This window comes from Actinomycetota bacterium (genome assembly GCA_030682655.1).
Classification (GTDB): domain Bacteria; phylum Actinomycetota; class Coriobacteriia; order Anaerosomatales; family JAUXNU01; genus JAUXNU01.
The window spans coordinates 1-13787 of the sequence record JAUXNU010000134.1; the positions used below are offsets into that span (position 1 = coordinate 1).

At 64.9% G+C, this 13787-nt stretch carries 11 protein-coding genes, 2 tRNA genes, 1 other RNA gene and 1 riboswitch; of the genes, 8 read left to right on the top strand and 6 right to left on the bottom strand.

Going from position 1 to position 13787, the window contains the following annotated elements; genetic code table 11:
* Positions 1 to 280: 280 nt before the first annotated feature.
* From Q8K99_08320 to Q8K99_08330, 3 genes are all read left to right on the top strand, one after another.
* Positions 281 to 541 carry a hypothetical protein gene (locus Q8K99_08320; protein MDP2182559.1) on the top strand — a complete coding sequence of 87 codons (261 nt, stop codon included), beginning with the start codon at positions 281 to 283 and terminating at the stop codon, positions 539 to 541.
* Positions 542 to 550: 9 nt separating this feature from the next.
* Entirely contained in the window at positions 551 to 1129 is a 579-nt protein-coding gene (locus Q8K99_08325) for a DNA-binding protein (GenBank protein MDP2182560.1), read from the top strand.
* A gap of 94 nt (positions 1130 to 1223) precedes the next feature.
* On the top strand, positions 1224 to 1427 hold the full coding sequence (locus Q8K99_08330; GenBank protein ID MDP2182561.1) for a hypothetical protein: 204 nt from the start codon (positions 1224 to 1226) through the stop codon (positions 1425 to 1427).
* A gap of 112 nt (positions 1428 to 1539) precedes the next feature.
* Here the strand turns inward: Q8K99_08330 and Q8K99_08335 are convergent, their stop codons facing one another.
* A complete protein-coding gene (locus Q8K99_08335) occupies positions 1540 to 2004 on the bottom strand; it encodes a hypothetical protein (GenBank protein ID MDP2182562.1) in 465 nt (154 codons plus the stop codon).
* Positions 1997 to 3286, bottom strand: a complete 1290-nt coding sequence (dinB, locus tag Q8K99_08340; GenBank protein ID MDP2182563.1) for a DNA polymerase IV — start codon at positions 3284 to 3286, stop codon at positions 1997 to 1999. Before dinB ends, Q8K99_08335 begins: the two co-directional genes overlap by 8 nt.
* 87 nt (positions 3287 to 3373) lie before the next feature.
* Between dinB and Q8K99_08345 the strand changes: the two genes are divergently transcribed.
* From Q8K99_08345 to Q8K99_08355, 3 genes are all read left to right on the top strand, one after another.
* Positions 3374 to 4237, top strand: coding sequence for a deoxyribonuclease IV (locus Q8K99_08345; protein MDP2182564.1), 864 nt, complete (start codon positions 3374 to 3376; stop codon positions 4235 to 4237).
* A 116-nt stretch (positions 4238 to 4353) separates the two neighbouring features.
* Entirely contained in the window at positions 4354 to 5334 is a 981-nt protein-coding gene (locus tag Q8K99_08350; GenBank protein MDP2182565.1) for a hypothetical protein, read from the top strand.
* A gap of 80 nt (positions 5335 to 5414) precedes the next feature.
* Positions 5415 to 7400, top strand: coding sequence for a magnesium chelatase subunit D family protein (locus Q8K99_08355; GenBank protein ID MDP2182566.1), 1986 nt, complete (start codon positions 5415 to 5417; stop codon positions 7398 to 7400).
* A 49-nt stretch (positions 7401 to 7449) separates the two neighbouring features.
* Here the strand turns inward: Q8K99_08355 and rnpB are convergent.
* The 4 genes from rnpB to gltX all read right to left on the bottom strand — a co-directional run bounded on the left by rnpB (position 7450) and on the right by gltX (position 9639).
* Positions 7450 to 7798: RNase P RNA component class A (gene rnpB, locus Q8K99_08360), an RNA gene on the bottom strand.
* A gap of 117 nt (positions 7799 to 7915) precedes the next feature.
* A tRNA-Glu gene (locus Q8K99_08365) sits at positions 7916 to 7991 on the bottom strand.
* 3 nt (positions 7992 to 7994) lie between these two features.
* Positions 7995 to 8070 (bottom strand) — tRNA-Gln (locus tag Q8K99_08370).
* Positions 8071 to 8172: 102 nt separating this feature from the next.
* Complete coding sequence (gltX, locus tag Q8K99_08375; protein MDP2182567.1) at positions 8173 to 9639, bottom strand: glutamate--tRNA ligase; 1467 nt, start codon at positions 9637 to 9639, stop codon at positions 8173 to 8175.
* Between the two features lie 99 nt (positions 9640 to 9738).
* A riboswitch (SAM riboswitch) is annotated at positions 9739 to 9876 on the top strand.
* A 101-nt stretch (positions 9877 to 9977) separates the two neighbouring features.
* On the opposite strand from gltX, the gene metK reads away from it, so the two are divergent.
* Both metK and priA read left to right on the top strand, forming a co-directional pair.
* Positions 9978 to 11237, top strand: coding sequence for a methionine adenosyltransferase (metK, locus tag Q8K99_08380; GenBank protein MDP2182568.1), 1260 nt, complete (start codon positions 9978 to 9980; stop codon positions 11235 to 11237).
* A gap of 92 nt (positions 11238 to 11329) precedes the next feature.
* The gene (gene priA, locus Q8K99_08385; GenBank protein MDP2182569.1) at positions 11330 to 13702 is read left to right on the top strand and encodes a primosomal protein N'; all 2373 of its coding nucleotides are present in this window, start codon (positions 11330 to 11332) and stop codon (positions 13700 to 13702) included.
* The last annotated feature ends 85 nt before the right edge of the window (positions 13703 to 13787 follow it).

Sequence of the window (13787 nt, forward strand, 5' to 3'; positions counted from 1 at the left end):
CGGCAGGAAGGTCACCGACAAGGAGATGGACTCCCTGGCCATCGAGCGCAGCGACTTCCACGGAGAATGGAACTACAGCCTCTCGCCGCGCGGCATCCCAACACGTTGACTCGTTCATGTTGTTATGCATAGCGTCCTTAGTGATGGGTTGGACGTAGTAGGCGGCAGAGTGGCCGAGCCGGAGCGAGTCCCCCCATTGGCGACACCACCGGAATTGCAGGACGTTGTCAGTTGACACCCTTCCGCATCGCGTCGTAAGGTCAAAGACGGGAAGAACCGGATGGGCAGGAAGAAGCACCCGAACCCCGATATTGAGGCAGCACTGCTTCATGCCGAGGAACATGGATGGCGCATACGACCCGGTAGTGCGAGAGCACACGCGTGGGGAAAGATGTTCTGTCCGCACAACAACCCGGACTGCCGATGCGGCGATTTCTGTATCACGAGTATCTACGGTACTCCCCGCAATCCAACCAACCATGCATCACACCTCAGACGAGTCGTCGATAGGTGCACGGGCGTGTCCCCGGAAGATGAGTAGGATGCAGCAGTGACCGAATACGATTTCACACTCAGATTCGATGTCTCCGGAGTCGATGCAGACTCCGACGAGCGCGTCGAGCTGCTTGCCGTTCATGGATGCGATGACGCACTGATCGGCACCGGGATTCCCGGCAGGATAGCCCTGGAATTCACCCGCGAGGCGCCATCTCCCGAACACGCAGTGCTCAGTGCCATCACCGACGTGAAGACAGCGCTTCCGCAGGCGACTCTCATCGAGGCAACACCAGACTTCGTGGGCTACACGGAGGTCGCCGAAATCGTAGGCAAGAGCAGACAGAATATGCGGAAGCTCCTGCTTGCTCGAGGGGCAACAGGCCCGATTCCAGTCCACGAGGGCCCCTCGACCATCTGGCATCTTGCGCCCGTGCTCACATGGTTGCGCGACGAGAAGCAATATGAGATCGACAGCGACTCAATCGACCTTGCGCGCACTACCATGCACGTGAACATGGCTGCTATGCAGGTGGGTTGCGGATCGGTGATCGATGAGCGCATCACGAGACTCCTCTCCGGCACTGGGGACGTCGCTTCGAGTGGTCGGAAGGAGCGTCGCGCACGGGTATGACAGCAGGGCTTCTCCTCGGCATCGGCACGGCGCAATTCTGCATCAATCAGAAATGGTACGCTCCGGCCGTGCAGAGGGTATCGGGGGTGGGACGGTGATCGATCTCGCAGCGAGCTGGTCTGTCGTTGGCGTGTTTATGCTCGGTACGATCTACTTCTGGTCGTGCGGTGTCTCGGGACATGCCGTGGATATCCGATGGCACATCGTGGCCAACGGCATGTTCGTGCTTGGCTCCGGACTTGTCATCCTCGTGCGGCAGACCCGACTGCGCCGGTACCACGCGGACAAGGTCGCGTGAGTCTCATCGGAGTCTAGTCGAGTGCAATCGGGTGCTCTCCGAGGGTCTGCCTCGAGAGTAAGCCTCTCGGGGACGGGCGGGCGGTTCGGTCGCTTGCGAGAGCGGGTCTGGCCTACGGCTTCTCGAGCATCTTGAACGAGTCCACCATGATCTCGGGTCCCGCCATCCGAATGCTTGCGCCCTCTACGAGCGTGCCGTCGAACTGCATGTACGTGCCGGCAAGCGCGCTCATGTCCGCGCCATGCATGCCGTCCTCCTCCGGCAGCAGGACCACCGCGATCACGGGCTCGTCGCCCTTCAGATCAGTTCCCGGGGTCGCATCCACGACCGCCCAGAACCCGCCTTCGAGGTCGACTCGCGCAAGGGTTCCGATCGCCCGCACACGCCCCCCTGGGAGTTCGACGAGGGCAGGAGGCGCGAGGTAGCCCGTCCCGTGTCCGGGCGGCTGCTCCGGAGTGGTCGTCGACTCCGCGGGCGGTGTTTCGCCGGGCTGCACCGATCCCGACCCGCACCCTGCGAGCGCAATCCCGAGCGCCATCACTACCACCGCCGCCACAACCGCCATCAACCTACGCATTGCCGTCACTCCCTTGCTCGCTATCCTCTGCACCGTCAGACGCGGTCTTGGCGATGTCGGTTCTCCTTGGCGATTTGATTCCACGGACTCCGAAGCCGACCGCGTCCTCGCCGAACCGCTCGCGAACCGCGTCCAGACCCGTCACGAGCCGCTTCGCACGTTCGGGACTCGACGACTCCGCCTCCAGCTCGCCAAGGAGATCGAGCTGCTGCGCGCTCTCGTCGAAGCCACTCAGCCCCACGCCGAGGAGCCGCACGCCGACACCGGGACTCCAGAGCCCCCGCACGAGGTCCCACGCAACGCGTGCGATCTCGGGGTCGGCGTCGGCGGGCACAGAGAGCGTGCGCTGCGCTCCGCGAGTCGTGAAGTCGGAGAACCGCACCTTCACCGACAGCGTACGCCCGGCCACGCCCGCTTTGCGCAGTCGGCGACCGACGCGCTCTGCGAGCCTGTCGATCGCATCGCGGATCTGAGGGGCCTCGCGCAGGTCCTCGGCGAAGGTGCGCTCGGCCGAGATCGACTTGCGAGGATCGTTGTCATGCACGGGCCGAGGGTCGATGCCGCGGGCGCGGCGCACCAGGTCCAGACCGTGCGAGCCAAGGATGTCCTCGGCGGTAGGGTCGTCGAGTCGCGCGAGGTCGCCAAGGGTCGCAACACCCGACGTCCGCAGCCGGGCAGCGGTCTTGGGGCCGATGCCCGACATGACCTCGATCGCAAGCGGCGCGAGGAACGCGGCCTCATCGCCGGGCTGCACAACCGTGAGCCCGTTGGGCTTCTCGAAGTCCGACGCGATCTTGGCGATCGTCTTGGAGGATGCCAGCCCGGCCGAACAGGTGACCCCAAGTTCGGCGACACGCTCCCGAATCTCGCGGGCGATCTCGACCGGGTGCAGCGGCGAATGCGCACCGGGCGTCACATCCAGGAATGCCTCGTCGATCGACACCGGCTGCACTTGCGGCGTCATCGACTCGAAGATCTCGCGAACTGCGTGGGAGATCTCCGAGTAGCGCTCGAAGTGCGGGCGGACCCAGATCGCACCCGGGCACAGCCGAGCTGCGCGGGCCGACGGCATAGCGGACCTGACGCCGAACCGCCGCGCCTCATAGGAGCAGGTGGAGACCACTCCTCGTCCATCGGGAGAACCGCCGACGATCACTGGCTTGCCGCGAAGCTCGGGGTTGTCGAGCTGCTCGACGGCAGCGAAGAACGCATCCATGTCGACGTGTATGATCGCACGGCCATGCCAGGGCGCAAGTTCGTTGGTGTCGTCGGGAGTGGTCATGCCCTCAGTGTATGACGCGGACGCCGCCCGGGGTACGCCTCCGGTAGAATGCAGCGGACGGCACCCGCGACATGAAGGCGGATTCGCATGCTCTTTGGCGCGCACCTCTCGGTCTCAGGCGGATACGATGCGACCGTCGAGTATGCGCAGCACGTCGGCGCCGAGTGCATGCAGGTCTTCGCGAAGAGCCCGCGACAGTGGCACGGCAAGCCGATCGACCCCGACGCGGCCGCCCGGTTCGCGGAACTCCGAGCAGAATCCGGGTTCGGGCCGCTCTTTACCCACACCGCCTACCTGCTGAACCTGGCAAGCGACGACCCTGTTCTGTGGCATCGCTCCGTGGGTGCGCTCGCCGATGAAATGACGCGGGGGCGCCTTCTCCAGGCCTCCGGTGTCGTGCTTCACGTGGGAGCGGACCGCACTGACGACCCGGCGGCGGCGGCCGACCGCGTGGCACGCGGCATCCGCGAGGCGTTCGCGCTGTGCGACTGCACGCACCCCGAGACTCGGCTGCTTCTCGAGAACACGGCCGGAGCGGGTCACACTTTCGGAGGCTCGTTCGAGGAGATGGGGTGGGTGCTCGATCTCCTTGGCAAAGAGCGCGTGCTCGTAGGGGTATGCCTGGATACCTGTCACGCCCATGCGTACGGGCACGACCTGGCCACGCCTCTCGCGTGGGATGCGCTGCTCGCCGAGATCGAGCAGGCGTGTGGCTCGGGCGCGCTCGGCCTGATCCATGCCAACGACTGCATGTTCGAGCGCGGCTCGCACCGCGACCGGCACGCGTGGATCGGGGAGGGTACACTCGGCGAAGCCGCATTCGATGCGATGGTCTGCGCACCCGCGGCACACTCGATGTGTGTGGTCACCGAAATGCCTGGGGAAGTACCTGAGAAGGATGTCGTGAATATCGAACGCTTGAAGGCGCTTCGGACGCGCTGTGACGCGTAAGCTGCGCGAATCGGTCGCGCAGGGCGGTTGCCGAGCCGCCGTTCGGGTTCTAGCATGGTGCCATTGCTGCCGATACACTCTCGTGAAGCCTGGTTCTCCGAGAAAGGGTACGTGACATGGGTTTCTTCCTGCTGGGACGGACACGCTCGGACGGCGCAGTCAGACTGCTTTCCGACCGCCTCTTCGACACGCGTCAGCAGGCTCTCGACGAGCTCTCCTCCCTTTCGATTCCCCAGGACCTCGAGTCCGAGGTCTTCGTGGTCGACCTGGGCACCGCAACACCGGTCCTGGTCGTGCAGAGCAAGGGACTCGAAACGGCAGTGACGCCAGAACCGGATTCCGCACCTGCCGAGGAACCAGAAGAGGTCGAGACCGCAGGCGTTTGGGAAGCTCCGGTCGAACCCGCGATAGCCGAGGCCGTTCTCGATCAGGCCGCCGAGGAGGCCGCGTCGGGGTCCGAGCGTGAGGCAGTGGAATCTGAGGAAGAGCCCGATCTTGCGGACGCACTTCGTCGGGCGACTGGCACGCTAGAGAACGAGGGCATCGTCGCCCCGGAGTCCATCGGTCCAGCAGCCGCCGGATCTGACGACGCAGACACCCAACTCGCTCCGCCCGCCCAGACCAGCCCCGACGAGGATGCCGGGGTTCCCGATACTCCCGCGGTATGGCCATGGGATGTCGCGCCACCGACCGAAGCGGCAACCGCCGCACCTGACGCTCCCGCCATTGACTCCGAACCATTCGTCCTCGACGCGCTCGAAGAACCTGCCGCGGACGTTTCTGAGCTCGTGGTTCATCCCGCAGAAGAGGACGTCGAGACTCCTCGACCGGTGATCATGGGCGCCTACGACGAGGAGCCTCTCGCCGAGGCCGAGCCCCCGGCGGTGGTCGAACCGGTCGCGCCCGCTGATGCCGCCGACGGCGAGATCGATAGCGTTCTCGCCGACCTCGAAGTAGTCGAACCTCTTGTCTACGAAGGAGGCGGATCGGACATCGCCGACCTGACCTGCGACGACTGCGTCTACCTCAACACCTGTCCCAAGAGGGGAGAGAGCGACCCCACCACGTGTGGGTCGTTCCAGTGGAAGTCGGGGTAGGCAAACACTAAATATGGGGTGGTTCGTGGAGCTTGGCTACAGTATATTGTAGTCAGGCTCTACTTCATCGGGAGGGACGCGTGACGATCAGGCCGGCACACAACTACCCGTTTGCCGCCATTGTGGGTCAGGAGACCCTCAAGACCGCTCTTCTGCTCAATGCGATCGACCCGCGAGTGGGTGGCGTGCTCGTGCGGGGCGAGAAGGGCACCGCGAAGTCCACTGCCGTCCGCGCCCTAGCCGACGTACTTCCCGACATAGACGTGGTGGACGAGTGCCGTTTCTCGTGCGACCCGGCTGACCCCGGATCGTGGTGTCCCGAGTGCCGCGAACGACGCGAGTCCGGCACGCTTCCCAAGGCCACGCGACAGGTTCGTGTGATCGATCTCCCCGTATCTGCGACCGAGGATCGCCTCATCGGGACACTTGACCTCGAGCACGCCCTCAAGCACGGGACGCGCATCTTCCAACCTGGCCTCCTTGCCGAGGCAAACCGCGCCATCCTTTACGTGGACGAAGTCAATCTGCTCGACGACCACCTGGTTGACACTCTGCTCGATGCTGCAGCGATGGGAGTCAACGTCGTCCAGCGCGAGGGCGTTGCGTTCGCCCATCCCGCTCGTTTCATCCTCATCGGATCGATGAATCCAGAGGAAGGAGATGTCCGCCCGCAGCTGCTGGACAGGTTCGGTCTGTGTGTCGACGTGACCGGTGTCCGCGACCCTGAAAGACGCGTTGAGATCGTGAGGCGCCGGCGCGCATTCGAAGAGGATGCGACCCAGTTCGCCCGCGACTGGGTCGACTCGCAGGAAGAGCTGCGCATGCAGCTCAAGCACGCGCGCTTGCGGCTCCCATCGGTCGAATTGCCCGACGACGTGCTGCTGGCGATCGCGAAGCTATGCGCTCAACTCGGCGTGGACGGTCACCGCGCCGATCTCGTGCTGGCGCGAGCTGCGTCGGCCTTTGCAGCGTACGAGTCACGGCCGACAGTCACGCTTGAAGATGTCCGCCATGTGGCGCCGTTCGCGCTCGCACACCGACTCAAGCGCACGCCCTTCGATGACCATTCCGAAGGCGAGCAGCGCATGCATTCGTCGATCTCCTCGGCTTTGGGTGAGTCCGATCCCGGGGAGAAACGCGACGAACCGGATGCGGAGACTGGCAACGGGGACGGGCTTGCGGCGGCACTGGCAGCGCTCACAGAGGCTCGCGAAGGCGACGGGGCGCCAGAGAAGGCCGTACTTCCCGGACCGGTCGACTTCACCGCGTCCCTCGATCGGGCGCGACGCTCGATTTCGGGGCGTCGACAGGAAACGGTTGCGGCGGACAGTCGCGGGCGGTACACGCGCGCGGAGCCTGCGAAGACAGGGGCGACTACCGTCGATGTCGCGCTTGACGCTACGATTCGCGCCGCTGCGCCATATCAGGCGTCCCGTGAGGGCGAGATGGCCATCAAGATAGAGCCCCAGGACGTACACCGCAAGGTGCGCAAGCGGCGCGTTGGAGCGTCGATACTGTTCTGCGTTGACGCGAGTGGATCGATGGGCGCAGACAGCCGCATGGAGGCCGCGAAGTCCGCCATCCTGGAGCTGCTTGTCGACGCATATCAACGCCGCGACCGTGTTGGGCTCGTGTCTTTCCGCGGCGACGAAGCTCACACCGTCCTCGCGCCTACCGCAAGCGTGGAACTCGCCCAGCTCAAGATGCGCTCTCTTCCGACAGGAGGGGCCACGCCCCTCGCACACGGCATGCTTCGCGCTCTTGACCTGATTGAGAGCGAGCGCAAGCGCGATACTGAGACGATTCCGTGGCTCGTACTCGTCACCGACGGTCGGGCCAATGTGGGCCTAAACGGCGGCCTTGGCAGCGAAGACGCGCGCGCGGTCGCTGCGAAGGTTCGCGCGTCGAAGATCCACGCTGTCGTGCTCGACACCGGTGCGGGCACCCGTGGTTCTTCAGGCGCCAAGGAGATCGCGAAGGCCGCCGGTGCGGAGTATGTCCGGCTCACCCGGCTCTCGGGCGGAGACATCGCCGAGAGCATCCGTGGTCGGGTGCACGGCACCTGACAGACTGCAGTGCCTGTGGGCAGCACGCTGATTCTGCCTCGAAGGCGAGAGTTGGAGTGGGCCTGTAAGCCGGATTCTGTCGTGGGCGACCATCTATCTGGGACCGCCGTCGCCGACGGCCTCACGCGGGCTAACCCGAGCGTTGACCGGGCCGGTCTTAGCCGCTCCTATTTGCCCTTGCACCGGGTGGGGTTTGCCAAGCCGCCACGTTACCGTGACGCTGGTGCGCTCTTACCGCACCGTTTCAGCTTTCCTCCGACCTTGCGATCGGGGGGTTTTCTTTTCTGTGGCACTTTCCGTCGGGTCGCCCCGCCCTGCCGTTAGCAGGCACCCTGCCCTGTGGTGTCCGGACTTTCCTCACGCACAACCTTCGTGCGCGCGGCCACCCGGCCCACTCCGAATACCATTCTAGCAGGTGAGACGCCCTTCGTCGCACCTGAGTCGCCCACCTGCAAGAGCGCATCTCTCCTCGGAATAGAAAGAAGACCGCACGCTCGCGGTCTTCGATAGTGCTTTGGTAGCCCGTACGGGGTTCGAACCCGTGCCTCCGCCTTGAGAGGGCGGTGTCCTAGGCCGCTAGACGAACGGGCCAACTGGCTGGGGTACTAGGGCTCGAACCTAGACTCTTCGGAACCAGAATCCGACGTGTTGCCAGTTACACCATACCCCAGTGCCACAGTGCGCCAGATGGCGCGAGTAGGTATGCTACCGACGTGCCATGTGGCTGTCAACCCGCGGAAGCGCCCCGCCGAGCAGGGTGGTCGACGCGTACTCAGTCGCTGGCCAACGGGCGTGCAGCCGCGATCCGAGCAAGTGTTGCCTCACGGCCAAGAAGCGCGATCGACTCGAAGAGCGGCGGACTCACCGTCGAGCCCGTCACGGCGACACGGACAGCCTGGAAGATGAGTTTGGCCTTCATGTCGAGTTGCTCGGGAAGTGCCCGCAGAGCCGCCTCGACGGCGTCGGGAGACATCTCGGCTTGGGCCAGAACGGCAGCAGCGGCATCGAGAGCACGCCCCGTACCCTCTTTGGCCAGGACCTTGTCCCGGGCGGACGCGTCGATCTCGACGGTGTCGGCGAAGAAGAATGCGACCTTCGCAGCGATCTCGTCCATGCGCTTCACGCGCTCGGAGACGAGCGGTGCCAGCTCGAGCAGCCAGTCGCGACGGGCAGCGGCGTCCTCGGCGGTGAGCAGCCCTGCGTCTTCAAGCCACGGCACCATGCGGTCCGCGAGCTCCTCGGCCGTCATCTCGCGGATGTAGAGGCCGTTCATCCACTCGAGCTTCTCGGGGTCCCAGACGCCCGGGTTCTTCGAGACGCGACTGAGGTCGAATTCCCGCACGAGAGTCTCACGGTCGAAGATCGTGGTCTTGTCGTCGATCGACCAGCCAAGAAGCGAGAGGTAGTTCAGCAGCGCCTCGGACAGGTAGCCCTCATCTCGGTAGGCCTCGACGCTCGTCGCGCCGTGGCGCTTCGAGAGGCGCTTGCCATCCGGGCCGCAGATGAGGCTCATGTGCGCGAACGTGGGCACCTCCGCGCCAAGGGCCTCATAGACCACGATCTGCCGAGGAGTGTTCGAGAGGTGGTCGTCGCCGCGGATGATGTGGGTGATACCCATCTGCCAGTCATCGACGACGGTCGCGAACATATAGGTGGGGGAGCCGTCGGTGCGGGCGAGGATGAAATCGTCCATCGCGTCGATCGGCCAGGTGATAGAGCCGCGGATCACATCCTCGATCGTGATGTCTCCGCGATCGTCGGTGACCTTCACTCGCCACACGTGCGGCTCGCCCGCGGTGACCCGCACGGCAGCGGTTGCGGCGTCGATTCCGCGACACGTGCGGTCGTAGCCCGAGAAGCCCCCGGCGGTTCGCGCGGCCTCGCGCTTGGCCTCGAGCGTCTCCGCAGTGCAGAAGCACGGATATGCCTGATTGCCGGCCTTGAGAATCTCGAGAGCTTCCGCGTAGTTGACCGAGCGTTGCATCTGGTAGTACGGTCCGCGATCGCCGCCGACCTCCGGTCCTTCGTCCCAGTCGAGGCCGAGCCATCTCATGGCCCGCAAGATGGCGTCGGTGTTCTCATCGGTGGAGCGCTCGCGATCGGTGTCGTCGATGCGCAGCACGAACGAGCCACCCTCGTGACGGGCGAACGCCCAGTTGTATATAGCTGTGCGGGCGCCTCCGATGTGGAGGTGGCCCGTCGGGCTCGGTGCGAAGCGGACGCGAACGCTCTCAGACACGTGTGCTCCTGTTGGTTCCGGGTGGGACGCGGCGACTATGGTACACCTTCGCGGCGGGGTCTTGTTGTGCAAGGGTGGTGCGTGATAGGGTGCAAGACGTTCTCATCACGAGGCGGTCGCTTCATTGGGACCGCAGAGGGTCGAGGGATCGCGCCCGACGACACCCCGGCAACCGACGTCCAAAACGGCGCACGGTGCCACATCGCGACAGGCAGATGGTTGCCTGGGAGATGAGGGAATACCGCCGCGTCTGGCAACGCTGCGTGTGGAGCCCTTGTCCTTCCAGACAAGGGCTTTTGTTATTGCCGCCAGTGGCGGCGACGCGAAACGGAGGAAAGATGTCTAACAGGGAGTACCTCTTCACTTCGGAGTCGGTGACCGAGGGTCACCCAGACAAGATGTGCGATCAGATCTCGGACGCCATCCTCGACGCGATCATCACCCGCGAGGCAGAACTTGCCGAGCAGGGATTTGTTTCCCCTGCAGGCACCAAAGCCAGCCCCGACTACGTCCGCTGCGCCTGCGAGACGCTGACCACGACAGGACTCGTCGTTGTCTCGGGCGAGGTCCGTACCCACGCCTATGTCGACATTCAGGCGGTCGTGCGGAAAGTCGTCAAGGAGATCGGCTACACCAGAGCCAAGTACGGTTTCGACTTCGAGACCTGCGGCGTCATCACAACCATCCACGAGCAGAGCGCCGACATCGCGATGGGCGTGGACGAGTCGTTCGAGGTTCAACACGGTGAAGGCACAGACCCGATCGACCTCATAGGCGCCGGCGACCAGGGCAAGATGTTCGGGTATGCGTTCAACGAGAAACCGCAGCTCATGCCGCTGCCGATCTATCTCGCACACCGCCTCGCCGAACGTCTCACGGCCGTACGAAAGGGCCAAGTCCTGGACTACCTGCGTCCCGACGGCAAGAGCCAGGTAACCGTACGCTATGTCGACGGAAGGCCGGTCGGCGTGGACACCATCCTCCTCTCGACCCAGCATGCTGACGGAGTCGACATCGAGGGGCTGCTCAAGCCGGACCTCATCGAGCACGTCGTCAGGCCGGTCTTCGACCTCGAGGACATTGACTACTCCGAGGCGACCATCTATGTGAACCCCACCGGACGCTTCGTCATCGGTGGACCAATGGGCGACACCGGGCTTACCGGCCGCAAGATCATCGTGGACACCTACGGTGGCATGGGCCGTCACGGCGGCGGCGCGTTCTCCGGCAAGGACTGCACGAAGGTCGACCGCTCAGCCGCATACGCCGCACGATGGGTGGCCAAGAACGTCGTCGCTGCCGGACTTGCGGAGCGCTGCGAGATCGAACTCGCGTACGCGATCGGCGTCGCACACCCGCTGTCCGTGTTCGTCGAGACGTTCGGCACAGAAAAGGTGGCTGCCGAGGCGATTGAGAAGGCCATCGGCGAGGTATTCGACCTTCGACCCGGAGCCATCATTCGTGACCTCGACCTTCGTCGCCCCATCTACCAGAAGACCGCTTCCTACGGTCACTTCGGTCGGTCCGACAAGGACTTCACCTGGGAGCGCACCGACCGCGCTGCCGCGCTTGCCGAGGCTGCCGGCCTGAACGGCTGATCCGGCCAACTACTCGGAAGGCCACCGGCGCCGTCGCGTGTCGGTGGCCTTCTGTATGCTGACGGGGATGTACTGCGGATCCTGGAGACCGCATGCCTGTTGCCGAGATCGTCCTCGACATACCGACACGCCAGCTCGACCGGACGTTTGACTACGACGTCCCGGCCGGGCTTGAGCGCGACCTGACGCCCGGAGTCGCTGTGATGGTGGATTTCGCCCACCGAATGGCAGTCGGCTACGTCATCGGAGTCAAGGACACGTCCGAAATCCACGATCTCAAGCCGGTGTTGGCCGTACTGTCGGCGCCGCTATTCAACGAGGCAGCAGGTCCACTCGCCGGTTGGATCGCCTCGCGCTATGTCGCGCCATTGTCCGATTGCATACGCCTATTCCTTCCACCTGGTTCGACCCCAACGGCGGTCGCAACAGTCGTCGCCCGAGGAAAGCCCCCGCAACAGTCGTCGCCCGAGACGTGGGCGCTTCTCGCCGAGGGCGTTCCCGAGTCATCGGTGGCTGAGCTTGACGGCCTCGGAGGGCAGCGCGGAGTGGAAGCGCTTCTCGCATCGGGCGCGCTCATTCGCCGCTGGACACTCAAACCCCCTGCCGTCCGAGCGGCTACTGCACTATGGGTCACCCGGGCCGAGGACGGCCACTACATGCCGCCGGCCAACGCTCACCTGCAAAGCGCAGTTCTGGAGGCCGTGTCCGCGGGACCGCTTACTACTCGCGAGCTCGCCGCGGAGTTTGGCCCGGTCACGCCCGTCGTTCATAGGCTTGCTGAGATGGGCGCGGTCGTCGTCCAGGAGCGCCGCGCATTCCGGACGCCGTCCTCGGCAGGTCGGCCTTGCGGCCGACCTGACAGGCTGACCGACGAGCAACAGGCTGCCGTGAGCGCGATTCTTGGTAGAGTCGGGACAGGCGAGGTCTCGGTCCTGGACGGCATCACCGGCTCCGGAAAGACGGAAGTCTACATGCGCGCGATCGAGCAAGTCGTGCACGGCGGTGGTTCCGCCATCGTGCTCGTGCCGGAGATATCCCTCACACCGCAGACCGTGGGGCGATTCCGGGGCCGCTTCGGTGACCATGTCGCAGTGCTCCACAGCCGACTGTCGACCGGAGAGCGTTTCGACGAGTGGGAGCGGGTGCGCACGGCTCAGGCCCGCATCGTGGTGGGCGCGAGATCGGCGTTGTTCGCTCCGGCGTGCGACCTGAGGCTGATCGTCATCGACGAGGAGCACGAGCACACCTACAAACAGGGTTCCTCCCCGCGCTATCACACACGGGACGTGGCCGAGGAACTCGCTCGCCGAAGCGGTGCGGCACTCGTCCTTGGCAGTGCCACGCCGAGCATGGAGACGCTCGACCGGTGCGAGCGGGGGGATTGGCACCCGTTGGTGCTCTCCAAACGAGTCGGCGGTGGGGCGCTGCCCGAGGTCGATGTCGTTGATATGGGGCGTGAGTTCAACGAGGGCCATCGCTCGATGTTCTCGCGACGGCTCACTGAGGCTCTTCAGGGCGTCGCGACACGCGGCGAGAAGGCGGTTCTCCTGCTCAACCGGCGCGGCTTCGCCTCGTTCATGCTCTGCCGCTCCTGCGGACACGTGCCTGAGTGCGACTCCTGCACTACATCGATGACCTATCACGAGACGGGCCCGATCCTCGCTTGTCACCACTGTGGTGCGCGTCGAGCCGTGCCCGCGACATGCCCGGAGTGTGCGAGTCCGTACCTGCGGCTGTTCGGTGCGGGTACGCAGCGAGTGCAGCACGATCTTGGGGAGTTGCTCCCTGAATTGGCGGTCGTGCGCATGGACGCCGACTCTACCACCGGCAAGGGCGGCCACGAGCGACGTCTCGCGGAGTTCGAGGCGCTGAGCAGCGGGGTTCTCCTTGGCACGCAGATGGTTGCTAAGGGTCTCGACTATCCGGACGTGACTTTGGTAGGGGTGCTGAGCGCAGACACGACACTCCACCTGCCCGACTTCCGCGCGGCCGAGAGAACATACCAGCTAATCGCGCAGGTCTCTGGACGTGCTGGAAGGGGGGCGTTGCCCGGGCGCGTGATCGTCCAGACGTACTGGCCCGATCACCCCGCCATTCGCGCTGCCGCGTCGCATGACCGAAGCGCCCTCGTGGCGTCAGAGCGCACCGACCGCAAGGCGCTCGGATATCCGCCCTATGGCCGTCTCGCAAACGTAGTGGTCACCTCGCCGCGACTCGATGCTGCACGTGAGGGAGCAACCGCGATCGGAGAGGCGCTCAGGGCGGCGGTTCCGCCGTCGTGGGCGGTCCTTGGCCCGAGCCCTGCTCCACTTGCCAGGCTCAAGCGGGCGTACCGGTGGCACGTACTCCTCCGCGCTCCATTGGATGCGGATGTCTCGTCCGCATTGCGCGACGCGCTGCGGACCGCATCGTTGCCGCGGGACGTCACTGTCGCGCCTGATGTCGACCCCGTCGACCTGCTGTGACCCGGTGTTGCCCTGCCGTGCGATAATGTGACGCGGGCAGGGGATTTGCTTGTTGCCCGGTGTAGCGACACCAAACGGAGGCAGT